This is a genomic window from Paludisphaera soli (assembly GCF_011064595.1).
Lineage (GTDB): Bacteria > Planctomycetota > Planctomycetia > Isosphaerales > Isosphaeraceae > Paludisphaera > Paludisphaera soli.
Genome location: NZ_JAALJI010000011.1, coordinates 109,876 through 129,531, shown reverse-complemented (window position 1 = coordinate 129,531; position 19,656 = coordinate 109,876). Strand labels below are relative to the sequence as shown.

Sequence of the window (19,656 nt, the reverse complement as noted above, 5' to 3'; positions counted from 1 at the left end):
TCTGCGGGGGGTGTCTTCGACCCTGCCGGCGACCCACCGGCGGCGGACTTGCAGACTAAGCCCGCCGCCCCGCGTCGTCAATGGTCGAAGGCCCCCCGCCCCGGCCGGCCTCGGCCTTATTTCTTGGCTTCGAGGGCCTTGCGGAGCGACTCGACCGCCTCGCGCAGGGCCTTGATCTCGGCGGCCATGGCGTCGATCCGCGCGTCGGGCGCGCCGGGGTCGTCGGGCTTGGGTCTCGCCTGGCCGGCGATCATGTCCTGCCAGGCGTTGTCGAGCAGGAGGCCCTGGCGGTCCAGGACCACCCCGGGGCGGACGACGTCATAGTACTTGAAGTTCTGCGCCGGGGGGCTGCTGATCCTGTAGTAGCGCCGCGTCTCGTCGCGGGGCGGGCGCTTCGCGGGGGTGACGCTGAGCGCGAGCTTCTCGCCGCCGCGGAGGATCTCGAAGTTCAGGGGCTTCGCGGCCGACTTGCCCACGCGGCCGACCAGGCCGGCGGCGTCCGCGACGGGCTCGCCGTCGAGGGCCAGGATGACGTCGTGGACCTTCAGGCCGGACTTGGCGGCGGGCCCGTCGTCGACCAGCCCGACGACGCTCAGGCCGCGGTCGGCCGGCAGGTCGAGCTGATCGCGGAGGATCGGGGCGACCGGCCCGACGTTCGCGCCGATCCAGAACTCCGGCGCCTCGTCCTCCAGCGGGCCCAGGTCCACGCGCACCTGGGCCTGGACCTTGAGCGTGGTCGGCTTCCGCTTGCGGAGGAGGGTGAGCGTCGCCGGCTCGTCGCCCGCCTTCTTCAGCAGGCGGGGCAGGTCGTCGGGCTCGGCCAGGGGCTCGTCGTTCAGCGTCAGCAGGACGTCCCGCTCGCGGACGCCGGCCTCCCACGCCGGGCCGTCCACCTGCACCGAGGCGACGACCAGCCCGCGCCCCTCGGGCACGCCGAGCTGGCCCCGGGCCGCGTCGTCGAGCGTCTCCAGCACGAGGTCGGCGCGGGTCGGGGCGTTCTCGACGAGGAAGCGATTCAGGTCGGAGCCGGCGGACAGGTTGAGTCGAAAGTCCTGCCCATCGCCCCGGTAGACGGCGCCGGCGTCCTCCGGGGTTTGCGGGCCCGGGTCGTCGAACGGGCCGAACGGCGCGAACGCCGCGAGGAGCGAGCAGGCGAGGGAACGGAGCATGGGCGGAATCTCCTGATCAAAAGAGACTGAGGCGTCGATCCTTCCCCCCCGGTGGGGGAAGGACCGCGAAGCGGTCGAGGAAAGGGATCATCAAGGCGGATTCCAAGGCATACATTTCTTCCCTTCCCCCCTGGCGGGGGAAGGTGGCCCGGAGGGCCGGATGAGGGGGGGCCGAGCGAGACGACCGTCGGAGCTTCCAGAGGTCATTCCGAGGCCGCCGGCCTGCGAACGGGCCTGGAAATCCGAAGCTGCCCGCGCGCGTCCCCCCCTCATCTGACCGCTTCGCGGTCTGTCTTCCCCCGCCAGGGGGGAAGACCGTTTCAGGCCGACGAACCCGGGCTCTCCGACGAGGATTTTTCGACGGAGCACCACCAGGGGAGAAGGTCGATTCGCGCCGCCTGCCTACAGCGTCGCCCCGCCGACGTAGCGGAGGCCCAGGCGATCGACGGGGACGACGACGCGGCGGCCGTCGGCGAGGCGGGCGGAGACGAGCCGGCGCTGCTGGTCGAGGCGGTAGCCGCGAGCTTCCAGCGCGGCCCGCTCGGCGTCCGAGACCGGCAGCGGCTGGTTCACCACCCAGGACGCCAGGCGAACGGGCGCGGGCGGCGGCTGCGGTGCCTCGGGCTGCGGCTGCGGTGCCTCGGGCGGCGGCTCGGGGGATTCGGGCGACGGCTCGGCCCTCGCAACGAGAGGGGCCGGCGGTTCGGGCTCGTCGACCGGGCCCGGACCGCCGCCGCCGACGAGCCAGCCCGAGCCGAAGCAGGCGAGGGCGAGGGACGCCGCCAGGGCCGGGCGGAACCGACGGCGCGACGGGGCCGCGACTGCGAACGTCGGCTTCGGCGCCGGTGCCGGCTCGCGAAGGGCGTGGTCCAGGCAGCGGGCCTCCAGGAGGGCCAGGGCGCAGCGCCGCCAGCCGTCGGGGGCGGCCTCGACGGCCGTCAGGGCCTCGCGGAGTTCGGCCGGGGCGAGGTCGCCGTCGACGAGGCGGTCGAGGAGGGTCTCGAGGTCGGGCGTCATGGGTCGTGGTCCTCGAAGTCGCTCGTGAGGGATTCCAGCTCGGCCCGGAGCCGCTTCCGCGCCCGCGAGAGCCGGGCCTCGACGGCGGGGACGCCCAGGCCGAGCCGCTCGGCCAGCTCGCGGGCGGTCCAGCCTTCGCCGTGCTTGAGCGCCAGCAGGTCGGCGTCGCGGGGGGGGAGCCGGTCCAGGGCCTTCCGCACCAGCTCCCGGCGTTCGTCGTGCAGCAGCCAGGCCAGGGGCGAGGGGCCGGGGGCCTCCTCGGCGACGGGCCGAACCGCCGCGCAGCGGCCGATCAGGGCCCGCCCGCGCCCCGCCTTGCGGCGGTACAGGAGCGCCTGTCGCACCGTCAGCCGATACAGCCAGCCCACGAGCCGCGAGGGGTCGAGCAAGGGGGAGCGGCCGGCGACGACCGCCAGGGCCACCTCCTGCATCACCTCGTCCACCCCCTGCGGCTCCCGCACCCGGGCCGACGCCACGCGACGCAGCCAGCCCTCGTGCCGGGCCAGCAGGCCGCCCCAGTCCGGCCCCTCCGCGTCCATTCGTTGCGGGCTTTCTTCGCTCATCGTGAGAGGAGAGTTGCCGCGCCCCGCCCGGACCTTGCACCCGCCGGGGGATTTTCCGAGCGGGAGGGGGGATCGGCGATGGTCATGGGATGACGTGGAAGGCAGCGACTCCCTGGATGCGGTACACGCGGAAATGGTGGTCCAGCGTGAAGCTCCGCGAGACTCCCAGGGCCTCGGCGGCCGCCACGAGCGAGGCGTCCGCCAGGTCCATCGGCACGTCGCGATACCGCTCCATCAGCTCGACCATCCGAGCGGCCTCGCCGGGCGCAGGCTCATGGAAGCTGAGGACCGATTCGCCGACGAAACGCCAGAGGATCCGCTGCATCGCCCAACCGCCCCAACGGTGCGCCAGATACATGGCCTCCGTGAAGCTCGGCCAGGTGGTGACGAGGGGCGAGGAGAGGCCCGGCAACGCGTCCTTGCAACGCCGGTGAAGCTCCGCTTGCCTCGGGTCGACGAGGGCGAAGAGCGGGCCGGCGTCGCACAGGATCACAGGTCGAACCCCTGGCGTCGGAACTTCTCTTCGACCGCCTCCCCCCAGTCGGCGGCGGGCGGTTCCGACGCATCGGGCCGAGCCAGACGCTCGGCGTCCTCGATCAAGGGGGCCAGGGCGATGTCGAGCGGGCTCGGCTGCGGCTCCTCGATGATCGTGACGCGCACGCGGCGACCCGCCAGCTCGGGGCCGCGGCGGGCGATCTCTTCCCAGGTCCCTTCGAGGATTTTCTCTCCCATGCAGTCCAATCTACGTCGACGGTGCGGGCGACGGCAATCCGCGCCGGGGGAAACGCCCGGGCGTCGCTCAGACCCGCCGCAGGAGCGACAGGGGGACGTAGAAGGTCTGGTAGCGGCGGCCGTCGGTGAAGAGGACGCCGGCGGGGTCCTCCACCAGCACGGTGGCCCGGCGGGTGATGCGGTTGACGCGTCCGAGCAGGCGGGCGCCCTCCATGTCGAACTCCACGGCGTCCCCCACGCGGACGCCGAAGGCCGCCGCGGCCTGCTCGCGGGGCGTCACCAGGTCGTGCCGGACCCCCTCGTGGGCGAAGATCCGCCGCGAGAGGGCGTGGAAGTTCTCGGCCGAGCAGCTCGACCGGCCCCAGCCCAGGAACTCGGCCAGGTGCAGCAGCTCGTGCTCGAAGATCCGCTGGAGCGCCTCCAGCCGGTCGGCGCAGGCCAGGCCGCCGACGACCACCTCGCGGTCGACCTCGTGGAACGTGTTGAACAGCAAGGTCGTGGAGACCGAGATCTCGTACTCGGCCTGCTCGACCACCGTCGGGCCGCGACGGACCCGGCGCACCAGGCGGATCGTCTGGCCGGCGGCGCGGGTCAGCCGCCGCGAGAGCCGGAAGGCCATCGGATAGGCCCGGTCCTCCTGCAGCATCTCCGACAACGACCCCCGGAAGAAGGCCGCGTCGTAGAGGTGGAACAGCCGCTCCAGGTCGTCCGCCCCGATCGTCTCGAAGTTCCCCTCGCGGATCCTCGGCGACTCATCCAGCACCGCCGCGTAGATCCGCCGCGAACGATCGCGGGCCTCGGCCGGCGCGTACAGGAGCGAAGCGAGCCTGGCCTGCCGCGGGCGGCCCGGGCCGGACGCTTCGGACCACGTCGCTTCGTCGCCGAGGGGGACGCTCATGCGGGGGGCGGGCTCACTTCACTTCGCCGAGGAGGGCTGCGTCACGAACCGGATGCAGACGGGCTTCGGGAGCGAGACCGGCTCGCCCACGGCCGTCAGCCCGCCGGTCTCCGGGTCGATGCGGAAGACGACGATCCGGTCGGAATCCATGCTCGCGGCCAGCAGGAACCCGCCGGTGGGGTCGATCGCGAAGTTGCGCGGGTTCTTGCCGCCGACGGGCTGCCAGCCGGCCGCGGCCAGCTTCCTCGTCGCGGGGTCGACCTTGTAGATCGCCAGGCTGTCGTGGCCCCGGTTCGAGCCGTAGAGGAACTTGCCCGACGGGTGTGCGACGACCTCGGCGCAGAAGCTCTTGCCCCGGAAGTCGTCGGGGAGCGTGGGGATCGACTGGATCTCCTTGAGCGCGCCCTTCTCCTGGTCGTAGGCGAACGCGGCGACCGTGTTCCCCATCTCGGTGATGACGTAGGCGAAGCGGCCCGAGGGGTGCCAGGCCAGGTGCCGGGGCCCGGAGCCGGCCGCGACCGGGGCGAAGGCCGGGTCGTGGGGCGTGAGCTTGCCGGCGGGGGCGTCCAGGTCGTAGATCAAAACCTTGTCGAGCCCCAGGTCGGCCACCAGGGCGAGCTTGCCCGTCGGGTCGAGGTTCGCCGAATGGGCGTGGGGCGCGGTCTGGCGGTCGGGGTCGACGCTCTTGCCCTGATGCTGGATGAACGACGAGGCCGGCCGCAGCGAGCCGTCCGGGTCGATCGGCAGGCAAACCACGCTCCCGCCCGAGTAGTTGGCGGCCAGCGCGACCTTACCCGACGGGTCGATCGCCAGGTGGCACGGATGCGCCCCCCGGGACGACTGCCGGTTCAGCGGCTTCAGCGCGCCGGTCGCCGCGTCCAGGGCGAAGGCGCTCACGCCGCCGGCCTTCTCGCCCTCGAACTCGCCCAGCTCGTTCACCGCGTAGAGGAACTTGCCGCTCGGGTGGACCGCCAGGAACGACGGGTCGGCGGACTCGGCCGCGACCCCCTTCGGCGTCAGCGAGCCGTCGGCCGGGTCGAACTCCAGCCGATAGATCCCCTCGCTGGGCGAGGACTTCGAGTTGGTGTAGGTGCCGACGAACACCCAGGACTTCTCCGCGGCGCGGGCCTCGGTCGTCGTCATGAACATCGCTCCCGCCAGCAGGGAGGCCCACGCGGTCGCGAACGCGCGCCGCGACGTCGATCCGGTCCCCATCGTCATCGCACGCTCCCCTCGCCCGGCCTCGAAACGGATGTCCTCAGAAAGCCCCTCGACCGTATCACAGCCCCCGAGGCGAGCCAAGGGTCGGGCCCGATCCCTGCCCCCGGCCTTCGACTCGTGGCGGGGCGGCGGGCCCGTGTTCGAAACGTGCGGTTCCCGTGACACCTCTCATCCCGCATGCGGGATGCCGCCGAGGCCTTGCGGGGGTCCCCGCGGTCTGGTCCGATTGAGGATCGACGGACGGAGCCCGTCGCCCCGCCCGCCCCGCCTGCCGGTTGATCCCGCGGAAGAGGGCCCCTCTCATGCCCACGCCCCGACGCGCCCTGCTGGCGCTGGCGTTCCTGACCGCCTCCCTGGCCCCGACCTCGCGGGAAGTGCGGGCCGACGCGCCGCCGGGGCCGATGACGGTTGAGTCGCTGCTGCGGCGGATGGTCGACCCCTCGTGGCTGGCTGAGGTGCCGCTGCCGGGCGAGCGGTCGCTCCAGTCCTCCAGCTACGACCGCGCGAGCCGCCTCGTGGACGGCAAGCTCGTCGAGCCGTTCGCCAACGGCGACCGGGGTCACTACCTCCGCGTCGAGGGCGAAGGCGACGCGCGGGAGTGGGTCCTGGCCGACGCGGAGGGGCCCGGCTACGTCTCGCGGATCTGGAGCGCCAACCCGGCCGGCGAGCTGCGCATCTACGTCGACGGCGCGGCCGAGCCGGCCCTGGCGGCCGACTTCGCCGCGATCACCGACGGCCGGGTCGAGCCCTTCTCCGCCCCCTTCGGCCACGACGCCTCGCGCGGGCGGAACCTCTACTTCCCCTTCCCGTTCGCCAGGTCGATCAAGATCACGACGACGCAGGGGGACCAGTATTACCAGGTGAACGTCACGACGTTCGCCCCGGGGACGGCCGTCGAGAGTTATTCGCCCCGCGTCCTGGAGCGGGCGGGCGGGGCGATCGCCCGGGCCCGGCGGTCGCTCCTGGAATCGCCCCTGGCCCCGCTCGATGCGGCGCTCGCGGCGTCCCGGCCGTTCCGGCTGGAGCCCGGCCGCTCGCAAGAATTCGCCCACGACCCCGGCAAGCCGGGCGTGCTGACGGCTTTGGCGATCCAGGCCCGGAAGGTCGAGCTGGACGACGAGGCCCTGGCCGAGGTGCTCGCCCGCACCCTGCTGACGATCACGTTCGACGACGCGGCCGAGCCCCAGGTCGCCGTCCCGCTGGGCGACTTCTTCGGCTCGGGGCCCGGCCTGAACCCGTTCCGCACCCTGGTCCAGGAGGTCCGCGAGGACGGGGCGATGGCCTCGCGATGGGAGATGCCCTACAAGCGGAAGGCCCGGATCGCCGTCGCGAACCAGTCCGGACATGCGGCGGACCTGGTCGTCCGCTACAACTGGCGAGACGACCCCTCGGCGGCCGACAAGCTCACGTTCCACGCCCGCTGGCGGCAGCGCGACGACGTCCCGACCGTGAAGGCGGACGGCACGCTCGACTGGCCGGCGCTCCGCGTCTCGGGCGGGGCCGGGCGGTTCGTCGGCCTGCTCGGCAACGTCCACAACCCGACCCCGGCCTGGTGGGGCGAGGGGGACGAGAAGGCCTACGTCGACGGCGAGGCCTTCCCCAGCACCTTCGGCACCGGCACCGAGGATTACTTCGGCTACGCCTGGTGCGACCCGCATCCTTACATGAACCCCTTCCACGCCCAGACCCGCTGCGACGGCCCCGGCAACAAGGGGAACACCAGCAACCTGCGAGTGCACGTCCTCGACAACATCCCGTTCGACCGCTCGCTGACGTTCGACCTGGAACTCTGGCACTGGGAGGCCGTGAAGGTCCAGTACGCGACGATCGCCTACGCTTACGCCGCCCCCGGCGCGAAGGTCGAACCTTCGGGCGTCCCGGACCTGTCCACGCGCATCGTCCATCCCCGGCCGCCGATCAAGCGCGAGCCGGGCGCGATCGAGGCCGAGTCCCTGCGGCTCCGGGACAAGACGGCGGGCGAATTCGCCAGCCAGGACATGACCCCGTTCGGCGACGCCTGGTCGGGCTCCAGCCAACTCTTCTGGATCGTCCGCGAGCCCGGCGCCCGGCTGGACCTGGAGCTTCCGGTCGAGAAGGCCGGCCCCTACGCGCTCTGGGCCGCGTTCACGAAGGCCGCCGACTACGGCGTCGTGCAGCTCGCCCTCGACGGCGCGCCGCTGGGCAAGCCCATCGACCTGTACGCGCCGAACGTCGTCCACTCGGGCGAGGTCCCGCTGGGCGTGGTCGACCTGGACGCCGGCCCCCACGTCCTGAGCCTCACCACAGCCGGCAGGAACGCCGAGAGCGTCAGCTATCTCGTCGGCGTCGACTGGCTCAAGCTGGCGCCCGCCCCCGCCGGCGACTTCGGCGGCCGGACGGCACCCCGGCGCTAGGGAAGGTCGTCGAGACGCCGGCGCCCCGTGAGGCGTAGGCCCCAAGACCCGGCTCGTGGGGCGGGCGCCTCGCCCGCCGGGAGGGGGCGGGGGTCACGCCATCTCCCCGGCGTCCCCCCCTTCGACGGCCCGGACGGCGTCGTCCCGGTCGTCGGGCGAGCGGTCGAGGCGGCCCTGCTCGGCCGAGCGGACGAGGTCGGCGAAGTGGCCGTCGGCCCGGACAAGGCGGCCGTAGGGGCCGCTCTCGACGACCTTGCCGTCCTCGAAGACGAGGATCCGGTCGGTGTCGATCAGGGTCGTCAGGCGGTGGGCGACCAGGATCACCGTGCGGTCGGCGCGGGCGGCGTCGACGGCCTGCTGGACCTTCCGCTCGCTGATGTTGTCCAGGGCCGAGGTCCCCTCGTCGAGGATCAGGATCGGCGGATTCTTGAGGAAGATCCGCGCCAGGGCGATCCGCTGGCGCTGGCCGCCGGAGAGGTTCTGGCCGCGCTCGGCGACGCGCGCGCGATAGCCGCCGGGCATCATCATGATCTCGTCGTGGATGCAGGCGGCCTCGGCGGCCTTGCGGACCCCCTCGGCGGTGACGTCGCGGCAGCCGTAAGCGATGTTCTCGGCCACGGTCCCGGAGAAGACGAACGGGTTCTGGCCGACGTAGCCCACGAGGTCGCCGATCGACTCGCGCGAGACCGACTCCAGCGGGACGCCGCCGAACCAGACCTTGCCCGAGGTGGGGTGGACCAGCCGCATGAGCACGCGGAGCCAGGTCGTCTTGCCGCACCCCGAGCGGCCGGCCATGCCGATCGTCTCGCCGTGGCGGATGACCAGCGACAGCCCCTCGAGCGCCTGGCGGCCGTTCTCGACGGTCCGGGGATAGCGTACTCCCACGTCCTCGGCCACGAACAGCGGCTGGCCGGTCGTCAGGACCGGCGTGCGGGGGTCGACCGGCTTGAACGAGGGGTCGATCGGCTCGCGCAGGAGGTTGATCAGGTCGCCCACCCGCAGGCTGCTCTCGTGGGCCTCGTCGATGAAGCGGTGGACCTCGTTGAGCGGCGCCATCACGTTCAGGTAGAGGATCGAGAAGGTGAAGATGTCGCCCAGGTTGATGCGCCCGTTCATGTAGAAGGCGACGGCCAGGGCCAGGACGACCAGGTGGAAGAAGCCCTCGTTGAGCGCCTTGCCGCAGCCGAAGAGGGACATCTGGAAGTGGTGCTTCAGCTCCATCGAGCGCTTGCGCTCGGCGGCCTTGGCGACGCGGCGGACCTCGCGGCGGTGGGTGTTCGAGGCGCGGACGTAGTCGATGCCGCTGAGCTGCTCGACCACGGTGCCGTCCATGCGCTCGCGGGTGCGCAGCAGGTCCAGCCGGACCCCCTTCTGGGTGACGATCTGGGCCACCGTCAGGCCGAGCGAGATGGGGACGACGCCGAGCATCGCCAGGGCGACCCACGGCTGCTGCGTCACCGCGTAGAAGATCGCGAACCCGCCGATGAAGAGCGCCGGGATGAAGTCCAGGAAGCTGATGCGGATGAACCGGACGAAGCCGTCCGCGCTGCGGGTGACGCGGCCGTAGAGGGCGCCGACCTGGTCCTGGGCCAGCGAGGCCAGGTCCACCCGCATCAGGTGGCCCACCAGCCGAATGCTCATGTCCTTGTCGATCCGGGTGCAGGCCCGCTCGACGAGGAACCGCCGCAGGACGTTCATGGTCTCGCGGACGAGGTAGCCGACCCCGATCATCGCCAGGTAGAGCCCGGCCGTGCGGGCGATGACGTCGAGGGGCGGCTTCTGTCCGTCGGCGGCCGGGCCGATGGCGTTGACGAGCTTGCCCAGGAAGATGGCGCTGGCCGTGCCGCCGGCGCTGGCGAGCGCCATGACGACCAGGGCCGCCCCCAGCGAGAGCCGATGCCGCCAGGGGACCAGCCGCCAGACCTGCCGGCCGCGGCGTCGGATCCGCGAAAGCTCGCGTCCGACCTCGCGCAGCCGCTTTCCCACGCTCTCTCGCGCCATCGCTCCCCCATCCCTCGCTCGTCCGCGTCCGGTCCCGGCCTCGGGGACGCCGCCGCGTCCCCCCTCGGATCATCGTACGGATCCCGCGGGCGATCGTGCGAGGCGGACCCGGCGGATCGACGATTTTCGGCCCGGATCCGATTTCTCTGGAAATTCGCGCGGATCGTCCCACGGGCCCCGGAAGAAATGCGTACTAGTCTGGTGAGCGAACGGGACGACAAATCCAACCCCGGACGCTCGCAGGCCCAAGGGAAGCTCGGGATCGTGTTTAACTCCTGTTCCACCGCGATCCACCGGCCCGCCTCCCCCACTTCGCCTCGTCGGCCGTCCTGAGGATTCGTCTTCGGCGCGCCCTTTGCAGTGCCATCGGACAGGAGCGGCTCGAAGCCCGTTTTGCAGGAGGTGCCCCTTCCATGATATCGAGAGAGGATTCCTTGAGTTTCGTGATGACCGCCACCGAAGTGACGCCCGCCCGGCCCCAGTCCGCCGCCGACCGCCGCTCGCCCGCCCCGCGGGAAGAGGCCCTCGTCGTGGACGAACGCTCGGGCCTGCGGCCCGCCTGCGTCGTCGAATCCAAGCTCACCCGACTCCTGAAGGAAGCCTCGCTGCCCGCCAGCCGCCTGCAGATGCGGGCCATGCTGCGGTCGCGTTGAGATGATCCGAGGCCGACGGGCTTCATGTTCATATCGCCCTGACCAAAGCGTCACGGCATCTTCACTCGTCCCCTCTTCTTCCGGCTTCGCCGCGATCCTCCCCCTCGCGGCCCGACGCCGGCCCCTCGCGACCTCCCGAGCGTCGCGGCAAGTTCTCGAACACGCCGCCGCGGGCCCCTTCGGCCCGCGGACCCGATAGGTCCCCGGCCCGGTCGCCCTCCCCTTCGCGAGAGGGGGCGGGACGCGGGCCGTCGGCGTGCGCGCCGCGCCGGGACGGCCCGGAGGGGGGCGAAAGCCTGAAGGATTTCCGGGCTGAGTGCCCCTTAATCATGCACCCGACGCGGCTGCCCCGGGTGGAGACATGACGACTTCGACATGCCGCCGACGCCCGTCGTCCGCCAGGAGGACCTCCGGCGCGGGCTGGGGCTCGCCGTCGACGACGACCCGTACGGTCCCGGACTCGCAGCCCTCCGGGTTGCGGACGTGGATCTCGTAGACCGACCCGCCGAAGCGGTAGTCGACCTGGAAATGGTCCCACGAGGCGGGGATGCGTGGGTCGATCGTCAGCCGATCGCCGACCCGACGGACTCCCAGGATCGATTCCAGCCCGGCCTGATAGAGCCAGCCGGCCGCGCCGGTGTACCAGGTCCAGCCGGCGCGGCCGGCGTGCGGGGGCCGGCTGAAGACGTCGCCGGCCAGGGCGTAGGGCTCGCCTTTGTAACGCCCGACGTCGTCCTTACAAAGTGCGTGGTTGATCGGATTGAGGAGCTGGAACGCCTGGAGGGCGGAATTTCCGCGTCCCAGCGCCGCGAGGGCCTGGACGAACCAGGCGGCGGCGTGGGTGTACTGGGCCCCGTTCTCGCGGACGCCGGGGAGATAGCCCTGGATGTAGCCGGGGCTGGGGGCGGAGCGGTCGAACGGCGGGTCGAGCAGGAGGATCACCCGGTCGGCCTCGCGGACCAGATGGGCCTCGACGGCGTCGACGGCCCGGGCCGAGCGGTGGGGGTCGGCCCCGGCGAAGACCGACCACGACTGGGCGATCGAGTCGATCCGGCACTCGTCGTTCGCGGCCGAGCCCAGCGTCGAGCCGTCGTCGAAGAAGGCGCGGCGATACCAGGAGCCGTCCCAGGCGTGGGCCTCGGCGGCCCCGGCCAGGGCGTCGGCGCGGGCGAGCCAGCGCGAGGCGCGTCCGGCGTCGCCGCGCGCCTCGGCGATCGGCGCGAAGCGGCGGAGGGCGACGATCAGGAACCAGGCGAGCCAGACGCTCTCCCCTTCCCCCTCGACGCCGACGCGGCTCAGGCCGTCGTTCCAGTCGCCGCCGCCGATCAGCGGCAGCCCGTGCGGGCCCGCGGCGTCCGAGCGGTCGAGCGCCCGGGCGCAGTGCTCGTAGAGCGAGGCGGACTCGGCGGAGGTCTCCGGCAGGCGGTAGTCGTCGTCCTGGCCCGTCGCGAGCGCGGGGGCTTCGAGGAACGGGGCCTCGACGTCCAGGATCGCGCGGTCGCCGGTCGCCTCGACGTAGCGCGAGGCGACGAACGGCAGCCAGGCGAAGTCGTCGGAGCAACGGGTGCGGACGCCTCGGCCCTCGGGGGGATGCCACCAGTGCTGGACGTCCCCCTCGACGAACTGCCGCGAGGCGTGGAGCAGGATCTGGTCGCGCGCCAGGCCGGGCGCGGCGTGCAGGAGCGCCAGCACGTCCTGGAGCTGGTCGCGGAAGCCGAAGGCCCCGCCCGACTGGTAGTAGGCGGTGCGGCCCCAGAGCCGGCAGCTCGTCGCCTGATGGAGCAGCCATCGGTTGAGCAGGAGGTCGAACGTCGGCTCGGGGGTGCGGACCCGGACGGCGTCGAGGATGCGGTCCCAGCGCGCCTTCGCCTCGTCGAGCGCGGCGGCGGCGCCGAGGTCGCGGACGTGGGCGATCAGCTCGCGGACCCGGCCGGGGGCGTCGGCCCAGCCCAGCAGGAAGACGATCTCCTGGGACTCGCCGGGGCCCAGCTCGAACTGGGTCTGCACGGCGCCGCAGGGGTCGAGCCCGGGGCCGACGCGGTTGGACAGCTCCACCTGGCCGAGCGCCGAGGGATTGGCGACCGAGCCGTGCCGGCCGAGGAACTCGCCCCGATCGGCGGTGACGGTGCGGGGGCGGCGGTCGACGTCGAGGAAGGCGACGCCGCCGCCGAACTCCTCGCGGAAGGGGTTGCGGGCCGTCAGCGCGCCGGTCTCGGGGTCGATCGCCGAGACGACGTGCATGGCCGAGCGGTCGCGGGTCGTCCCCAGCACCCACTCGGCGTAGTAGGTGGCCGAGAGCCGGCGGCGGGAGTCGCCGGGGTTGGTCACGCGGAGCCGGGCGTACTTGACCGGCCGCTCGGGGTCGACGTAGACCGTGAGCCGGTGCTCGATCCCGTGGCTGTTGCGCTCGAAGCTCGTGGACCCCTGGCCGTGGCGGACGAGGACCGGCCCGGCCGAGGGGATCGGCAGGGGCGTGGGGCACCAGACCTGGCCGTCCTCCTCGTCGCGGAGGTAGACGACCTCGGCGGGGGGGTCGGAGACCGGGTCGTTGCTCCAGGCGGTCAGGCGGTTGGTCTGGCTGTTGCCCGCCCAGGTGGTTTGCGCCCCGCTCTCGGTGACGAGCAGGCCGATCGCCGGGTTGGCGACGACGTTGCTCCAGGGGAGCGGCGGCAGCGTCGGCCTGGGGAGGGGCCGGCGCGAGGGCGAGGCCGGGGCGGCGTCGGCCTCGGCGCGTCCGGGGGTGTCGATCAGGACGGCGTACTCGCGGCCGTCGGCCGTGAAGCCCCCCAGGCCGTTGGCGAACGCGAGGTCGCCGGGGAGGGCGACCGGCTCGTCGCGGTGCGGGACTTCCGGGGGCGACGCGGTGAGCGGCTCGGGGAGCGGCGGCGACCAGTCGACCGATTCGAGCTGGGTCGCCAGCGGCCCTTCGGACGCGTCGAGCGCGACGCGGGCCGCCGCGTACAGCACCGCGCGGGCCGGGGGGTCGAGCGCCGCGCCGATCACGACGTGGACGCCCCCCGGCTGGTTGATCCGGTCGTCGGCGCCGACCTCGCGGGCGAGCGCGTCGAGCGGCTCGGCCAGGCCGGGCGCGGGGGCGTCGTCGATCAGGACGAGGTCGATCTCCAGCCCCTGCGAGCGGAGGTACGCCTGGGCCGACATCAGCTGCCGGGCCAGCGTCAGCTCGGGCGTGCCGGACAGCCTCGCCAGCAGGACCGGCAGGTGCAGGTGGATCCCGAAACGGGCGGCGACCCGCGACGCGGGCTCGGCCGGCTCGGCGGCCGCCGGGCGGGCGCGGAGGGCCGGGCCTGCGAAGATCAGGTTGGCCGCCAGCCGCTGGAACAGATGGGCCTCCTCGGCCGACCAGCCGCGCTGGCCGTGCTCGGCCTGGCGGTGGGCCCAGGCCAGCTCGAAGGCGCGGGCCGGGGCGCTCGGGCCGTGGTAGTGGTCGGCCAGCGCGAGGGCCCCTCGGCGGTTCTCGGCCACGGCCGTAGTGAACGCCAGGACGGCCGTCCCCCCCGGCGCCAGGATCAAGCGGCGGCGGAGGCTGAAGATCGGGTCGAGGACCGGACCGGCCGTCCCCGAGAGGGTCTCGCCGGGGTCGAGGGCCGCCGGGTCGGCGACGGTCCGCCCCCGGCCCAGGAACCGCGCCCGGTCGGTCTCGAACGCGGCCTCGCCGACGAGCGTGCAGCCCGCCGACGAGCCGTCGACCGCCAGGACGTGGACGGCCCAGGGGGGCTTCTCCTGGGGGGACCTGGGCCGGCGGCGGGCCAGCAGGGCCGACGAGCCGGGGAGCCACTCGGTCTCCAGGAACAGCTTGTGGAAGGCCGGGTGGGCCAGGTCGGCGTCGTGCGGGGCCAGGACGACCTCGGCGTAGCTGGTGACGTCCAGCTCGCGGGGCTTCGGCCCGTGGTTGAACAGGGTGAGGCGGCGGACCTCGGCGAACTGCTCGGGGGACACGGTGACTTCCAGCAGGCTCTCGATCGCGCCGTCGCGGCGTCGGAAGCTCGCCTTGTCGGCCGCGAAGACGATCTCGTCCTCGTCGGCCGGCCGGCAGACCGGCTGGAACCCGGCCGACCAGACGACGCCGCTGGCGACGTCGCGGATGTAGAGGAACTGGCCGTAGGCCTCCCGCGCCGGGTCCTCCCGCCATCGGGTCACGGCCACGCCGCGGCAGGAGCTGGCCCCGGCGCCGGCGTTGGTGATCATGACGTGGTACTGGGCGTTGGAGAGCAGGTGCGTGCGCGGGGCGACCGTGGCGGGGGTGGTGAGCCGACGGCTGAGGAAGCTCGGCGCGGCGGGGCGTTCGGCCGGCGGCTCGGACGATCCCGGGGCCTTCGCCTCGGCCTGGGCGGCCTCCTCGGCCTCGGCGTCCAGGTCGACCAGCGGGGTGTCGCGGGGCACGCGCTCCTGCAGGAGCAGCTCGGCGGCGCGGACCATGGGCTCGGCGTGGAACCGCCGGGGCATCGGGTCGCCCAGGAGGACGTTGGTCGCGGCGACCAGGCTCATCCCCTGGTGGTGGCTCATGTACGACCGGACGACGTTCGAGCGCTGGCCGGGGGCGAGCCGGCTCGGCGTGTAGTCGACGGCCTCGTAGTAGCCGTAGGCGCCCTCGGCGCCCTCGGCGGTCAGCCGCTCCAGGTTGGCGACGGCCTCGACGGGCGCGACCATGGTCGCCATGGCGGTGGCGTAGGGGGCGACGACGAGGTCCTGGTCGAGCCCCTGCTTGAGCCCGAGGCCGGGGGCGCCGAACGCCTGGTAGCGGTAGTCGCCGTCGGCGTACTGGGCCGAGAAGGCCGATTCCGAGATCCCCCACGGCAGGCCGAGCTGGCGGCCGTATTCCATGTGCCGCGCCACGGCGGTCCGGCCGGCCTCGGCCAGCACGGTGCCGGCCAGGCTCTTGAGCAGGAGTCGGGGCATGAGGTACTCGAACATCGTCCCGCCCCACGAGATCAGGCCGATCCGGCCGGCGGCGCGGACGAACAGGCGGCCGAGCTGGAACCAGTGCTTGCGCGGGGCCTCCCCCCGGGCGATCGCCAGGTAGCTCGTCAGGCACGATTCGGAGGCCAGCAGGTCGTAGCAGGCGCCGTCGAGCCGCCCCTGCGAGAGGTCGCAGCCGATCGCGTAGAGGTGCTTCTCCTTCTTGTAGAGCGGGCGGAAGTCCATCTCCCGGCCGAGGGCGTCGGCGCGGTCGGCCAGGGCCGCGAGCCGGCCCGCCAGCGCGGCGGCGGCCGGGCTGGTCGCCGCCAGGGCGCGGAGCGTCGGGACCGATTCGACGGCCTCGACGCCGATCCCGGCCGTCAGGGCCTCCAGGTTGCGGCGGTGGTCGCGGGCCTGCTCCACCAGCTTGCCGGCCCACGCCCTCGCGGCGGCGGGGTCGCCGTCGCGGCGGCCGGGCCCGGCGGCGATCGCCGCCTCCAGCCGCTCCGCCTCCTCCTCGACGCGCGCCAGCCACGACGCCCAGCCCGCCAGGTCGGCCGGCGGCGCGGCGAGCAGCGCCTTCAGCGTCGAGCCGTCCGCCCCGCTCGACTCCAGCGCCAGGTTCAGGGCGTCGTCCAGCCCCTCGGCCGCGGCCGGGCCGACGACGACCTCGCCCGCCTTCTCGATCAGGCCTTGCCGGAGCGCCACCAGGGCGCCCAGGAAGTTGCCGCTGTCGACGGTCGAGATGTACAGCGGCGGCAGCGGCTCCAGCGTGCGCGTGTGGTACCAGTTGTAGAAGTGCCCCCAGTGCCGCTCCAGGCGGTCGAGTGTGTCGAAGGTCCGCTCCAGGCGGTCGACCATCGTCCCCAGCGACAGGAAGCCCAGGTCGTGCGCCGAGAGGGTGGACAGCAGCAGCAGCCCCTTGTTCGTGGGCGACGTCCGGTGCGCGATCCGGCCGTCCGGGACCTCCTGGAAGTTGTCCGGCGGCAGCCAGTGGTCCTCGTCGCCGACGAACGTCTCGAAATACCGCCAGGTCTTCCGCGCCAGCCGCCGCAGCGCCCGACGCTCGGCCGCGCCCAGCGGGATCTCGGTCGACGGCAGCGGGCGGCTGATCAGGTAGGCGACCAGCGGCGAGAGCAGCCATGCCAGCAGGAACGGCGAAGCGACCCAGAGCGACGAAGGCCGCAGCCAGGCGACCGCGGCCAGGATCAAGAGCGCGACCGCCGAAGCCTGCCACATCGAGCGAGCGAAGTCGCGCAGGCCCCCTCCCAGCCGCTGCTCGGTCGACGCGGCGGTCTCCCACTCCAGCATCCGCTCGCGGCTGACGAACTGGCGGTACAGCGTCCGCACGATCGCGTCGATCGCCGACCGCGCCTGGTCGGGCAGGAACGCCAGCGACAGCAGCGCCTGGCCCCCCATCGACGTCAGGTTCTCCTTCCAGCCCCGGAACGGCCCGATCGACCACGACCGCAGCACGCCGACCGTCGACGCCGTCAGCCACTTGAGCACCGGCTGCGCCAGCACCAGGAGCGCCACGGCCGACCAGACCCAGGGCGAGCCCGGCATGACCGTCCAGCCCAGCGCCAGCATCAGCACGAGCGCCGGGGCCGTCAGGCTGCGCCGCAGGTTGTCCAGCAGCTTCCAGCGCTCGAGGATCGGCAGCGGGTTGGGCCGGGCCCCGCCGTGGGGGAGCGGGACCTTCGGGCCCAGCCACGGCAGGAGCTGCCAGTCGCCGCGGATCCAGCGGTGCTCGCGGCGGGCGTAGGCGTGGTATCGCGCCGGGAAGTCGTCGAAGACCTCGGTGTCGCTCAGCAGGCCGCAGCGGGCGAAGTTGCCCTCGATCAGGTCGTGGCTGAGGATCCGGTTCTCGGGGAAGACGTCGCCGGTGGCGCGCTCGAAGACGTCGAGCTCGTACACCCCCTTGCCCGTGAAGCTGCCGATGCCGTACAGGTCCATGTACGAGTCCGACGCGGCCGTGGAGTACGGGTCGATCCCGCCCCCCGACGCCAGCAGCCGGGCGAAGTACGAGTGCGTGGCCGCCGTCAGGTGGAAGTTCACCCGGGGCTGGAGCACGCCGTAGCCCTCCAGCACGCGGCCCGTCTCGGGATCGAACCGGGGCCGGTTCAGCGGGTGCGCGATCGCCCCCACGAGCCTCCCGGCCGTGTCGCGGGGCATCTGGGTGTCGGAGTCCAGCGTGATCACGAACCGGAAGCGGGGGAGCGAGGCCGGGTCCGCGCTGAAGACCTCGTAGCTCCCCTTCGGGCCGCCGGACAGCATCCGGTTGAACTCCGAGAGCTTCCCGCGCTTGCGCTCCCAGCCCATCCAGGCGCCCTGCGACGGGTTCCAGAGCCGGCGCCGGTGGAACAGGAAGAACAGGTCCTCGCCCCCCGTCGCCGAGGCGTACCGCGCGTTGAGGGCCCGGACGCGGGCCAGGGCGTCGTCGATCAGCGCCTGGTCGTCGGGCATGCGCTCGCTCGGGGCGTCGGCGAAGTCGGTCAAGAGCGCGAACCGGAGGTTCGGGTCGGGATTGGAGAGGTAATGGATCTCCAGCCGCTCCAGCAGGCCCTCGGCGTGGTGCGCGCGGACGAGCATCGTCGGGATGACGACGAACGTGCGGTGCTCGTCCGGGATCCCCTTCTTGAACTCCAGCTTGGAGAGCACCTTGGGGGGCAGGAAGATCGTCAAGGCGTGGTTGATGAAGCCGACGGCGACCTCGCCGACGGGGAGCGCCAGGAGCGCCAGCACGCCGAGCAGCCGGGCGTCGAGGAGCGAGCCGACGCCGAAGCCGAGGCCCCAGACGCACGCGGACGCCACGACGAACCAGACGGCGACGATCAGGCCGAAGTACGCGACGCTCGGGCGGGCGCGCATCGCCTCCACCACCCGCTCGCCCACGGGCCCGCGGTAGGGGAAGCCGGCGCGGAGGGTCGGCAGGCCGTCGTCGAGGAGCCAGTAGCCGACGTGCCGGCGGCGGGCGTCGGCCGGGTCGGCGGCGGCGGCCAGCTCGACGGCCCGGCGGGCGACGGCCAGTTCGTCGGCCTTCGCCCCCCGCGCCACCTGCTCGACCACCTTCCGGCAGCGGTCGCAGCTGGGGAAGTCCTGCTGGCCGTAGGCGCCCGAGGGGTCCTGCAGGAGGATCGCCTGGACCTGGCTGTGCTGCTCGAAGAAGGCGTTCCAGTCGACGGCCGCGAGCAGCCGCAGGCCGACCACGCAGTTGCCGACCGTGATCTGGCTGGACGCCTGGCGGTGGTTCTCCCGCTCGACGACCGCGTCCACGTCCACCCCGCGCGCCTCCAGCCGTTCGCGCACGGCCTTCGGCGAGGGGGCCGACGACGTCGAGGGCCGGGACGCCTGCATGAGCCGGGCGACGAACGGCCACGACGGCTCCCCCAGGTCGGGCCGGGCGTCCTCGGGCGCGGCGAGCCAGGCGTCGGCCCGCCGCCGCTCCTCCCACGACCAGACCATCTCCTCGGCCAGCCGCCGGAGGTTCTCCAGCAGGACCAGGCGGAACATCGTCGGCAGCGCCCAGATCTCGCCGATCGTCAGCCCGGCCTTCGCCTGGAAGGCGACCAGGAACCGGTCGATCCGCGCCTCGTCGAACTCGCTGTCGGTGTGAGCCGCCAGGGCGACGGCGATCGCGTAGGCGCGGGGGTAGCCCTTCAGGGGGGTGTCGGCCAGCTTGGGGAGGACGGCGTCGTAGCCGTGGGGCATGTCGCGGCGGACTTCCTTCAGCACCTCGTCGACGATGTGGAAGTTGTCCAGCAGCCACTCCACGTCGATCCCGCGCGCGTGCTCGTCGCCGGAGACGATCCGGGCGTGGACCTTCTCCAGGACCTTGCCGTTGTCGGCGAACCGCCGCAGGAGCGGGCTGCCGGCGCGTCGCCGGGTCGGCGGGGCGGCCTGGGCGAGCGCCCGGGCGAGCCGGTCCAGGCGTTCGCCGCCCAGCAGCTCGCCGCGGATGGGCCCCAGCCGGCGGGGGTCCAGCGCCGCGATCCACGCCCCCTCCCCGTCGTCCGTCGCGGACGCGGGCGCCCCCATGTACGATGCGCTCATGCCGTCGATCTCATCCCGAGAGGAGGCGCCCGCCGGGCC

The 19,656-nt window shown here is 73.1% G+C and carries 11 protein-coding genes; 2 read left to right on the top strand and 9 right to left on the bottom strand.

Features of this window, described 5'->3' with window-relative positions:
• Positions 1-116 precede the first annotated feature (116 nt).
• The 7 genes from G6O68_RS15755 to G6O68_RS15725 all read right to left on the bottom strand — a co-directional run bounded on the left by G6O68_RS15755 (position 117) and on the right by G6O68_RS15725 (position 5,600).
• Positions 117-1,169: a PDZ domain-containing protein gene (locus G6O68_RS15755; RefSeq protein WP_165249463.1), complete on the bottom strand. Its 1,053-nt coding sequence runs from the start codon at positions 1,167-1,169 to the stop codon at positions 117-119.
• A 402-nt stretch (positions 1,170-1,571) separates the two neighbouring features.
• Positions 1,572-2,186: a hypothetical protein gene (locus tag G6O68_RS15750; protein WP_165249461.1), complete on the bottom strand. Its 615-nt coding sequence runs from the start codon at positions 2,184-2,186 to the stop codon at positions 1,572-1,574.
• A complete protein-coding gene (locus tag G6O68_RS15745; protein WP_240911291.1) occupies positions 2,183-2,725 on the bottom strand; it encodes an RNA polymerase sigma factor in 543 nt (180 codons plus the stop codon). The genes G6O68_RS15750 and G6O68_RS15745 overlap by 4 nt, the downstream gene beginning before the upstream one ends.
• Before the next feature lie 106 nt (positions 2,726-2,831).
• Complete coding sequence (locus tag G6O68_RS15740; protein WP_165249457.1) at positions 2,832-3,242, bottom strand: type II toxin-antitoxin system VapC family toxin; 411 nt, start codon at positions 3,240-3,242, stop codon at positions 2,832-2,834.
• Positions 3,239-3,481: a hypothetical protein gene (locus G6O68_RS15735; RefSeq protein ID WP_165249288.1), complete on the bottom strand. Its 243-nt coding sequence runs from the start codon at positions 3,479-3,481 to the stop codon at positions 3,239-3,241. Before G6O68_RS15735 ends, G6O68_RS15740 begins: the two co-directional genes overlap by 4 nt.
• 67 nt (positions 3,482-3,548) lie before the next feature.
• Complete coding sequence (locus G6O68_RS15730) at positions 3,549-4,379, bottom strand: SprT-like family protein (RefSeq protein ID WP_240911289.1); 831 nt, start codon at positions 4,377-4,379, stop codon at positions 3,549-3,551.
• Between the two features lie 18 nt (positions 4,380-4,397).
• On the bottom strand, positions 4,398-5,600 hold the full coding sequence (locus G6O68_RS15725; RefSeq protein ID WP_165249455.1) for a lactonase family protein: 1,203 nt from the start codon (positions 5,598-5,600) through the stop codon (positions 4,398-4,400).
• A gap of 302 nt (positions 5,601-5,902) precedes the next feature.
• On the opposite strand from G6O68_RS15725, the gene G6O68_RS15720 reads away from it, so the two are divergent.
• Complete coding sequence (locus G6O68_RS15720) at positions 5,903-7,993, top strand: glycoside hydrolase family 172 protein (protein WP_165249453.1); 2,091 nt, start codon at positions 5,903-5,905, stop codon at positions 7,991-7,993.
• A 93-nt stretch (positions 7,994-8,086) separates the two neighbouring features.
• Here the strand turns inward: G6O68_RS15720 and G6O68_RS15715 are convergent, their stop codons facing one another.
• Entirely contained in the window at positions 8,087-9,994 is a 1,908-nt protein-coding gene (locus G6O68_RS15715) for an ABC transporter ATP-binding protein (protein WP_165249451.1), read from the bottom strand.
• Positions 9,995-10,437: 443 nt separating this feature from the next.
• Here G6O68_RS15715 and G6O68_RS15710 point away from each other — a divergent pair, with 443 nt between their 5' ends.
• Complete coding sequence (locus G6O68_RS15710; protein ID WP_165249449.1) at positions 10,438-10,647, top strand: hypothetical protein; 210 nt, start codon at positions 10,438-10,440, stop codon at positions 10,645-10,647.
• Positions 10,648-10,974: 327 nt separating this feature from the next.
• On the opposite strand, the gene G6O68_RS15705 is transcribed toward G6O68_RS15710, so the two are convergent.
• A complete protein-coding gene (locus G6O68_RS15705) occupies positions 10,975-19,617 on the bottom strand; it encodes a GH36-type glycosyl hydrolase domain-containing protein (protein ID WP_206108107.1) in 8,643 nt (2,880 codons plus the stop codon).
• Between the last annotated feature and the right edge of the window lie 39 nt (positions 19,618-19,656).

Coding starts and splice junctions, on each gene's coding strand:
- G6O68_RS15755 (WP_165249463.1), bottom strand. CDS start 1,169: ATGCTCCGTTCCCTCGCCTGCTCGCTCCTCGCGGCGTTCGCGCCGTTC.
- G6O68_RS15750 (WP_165249461.1), bottom strand. CDS start 2,186: ATGACGCCCGACCTCGAGACCCTCCTCGACCGCCTCGTCGACGGCGAC.
- G6O68_RS15745 (WP_240911291.1), bottom strand. CDS start 2,725: ATGGACGCGGAGGGGCCGGACTGGGGCGGCCTGCTGGCCCGGCACGAG.
- G6O68_RS15735 (WP_165249288.1), bottom strand. CDS start 3,481: ATGGGAGAGAAAATCCTCGAAGGGACCTGGGAAGAGATCGCCCGCCGC.
- G6O68_RS15730 (WP_240911289.1), bottom strand. CDS start 4,379: ATGAGCGTCCCCCTCGGCGACGAAGCGACGTGGTCCGAAGCGTCCGGC.
- G6O68_RS15725 (WP_165249455.1), bottom strand. CDS start 5,600: ATGACGATGGGGACCGGATCGACGTCGCGGCGCGCGTTCGCGACCGCG.
- G6O68_RS15720 (WP_165249453.1), top strand. CDS start 5,903: ATGCCCACGCCCCGACGCGCCCTGCTGGCGCTGGCGTTCCTGACCGCC.
- G6O68_RS15715 (WP_165249451.1), bottom strand. CDS start 9,994: ATGGCGCGAGAGAGCGTGGGAAAGCGGCTGCGCGAGGTCGGACGCGAG.
- G6O68_RS15705 (WP_206108107.1), bottom strand. CDS start 19,617: ATGAGCGCATCGTACATGGGGGCGCCCGCGTCCGCGACGGACGACGGG.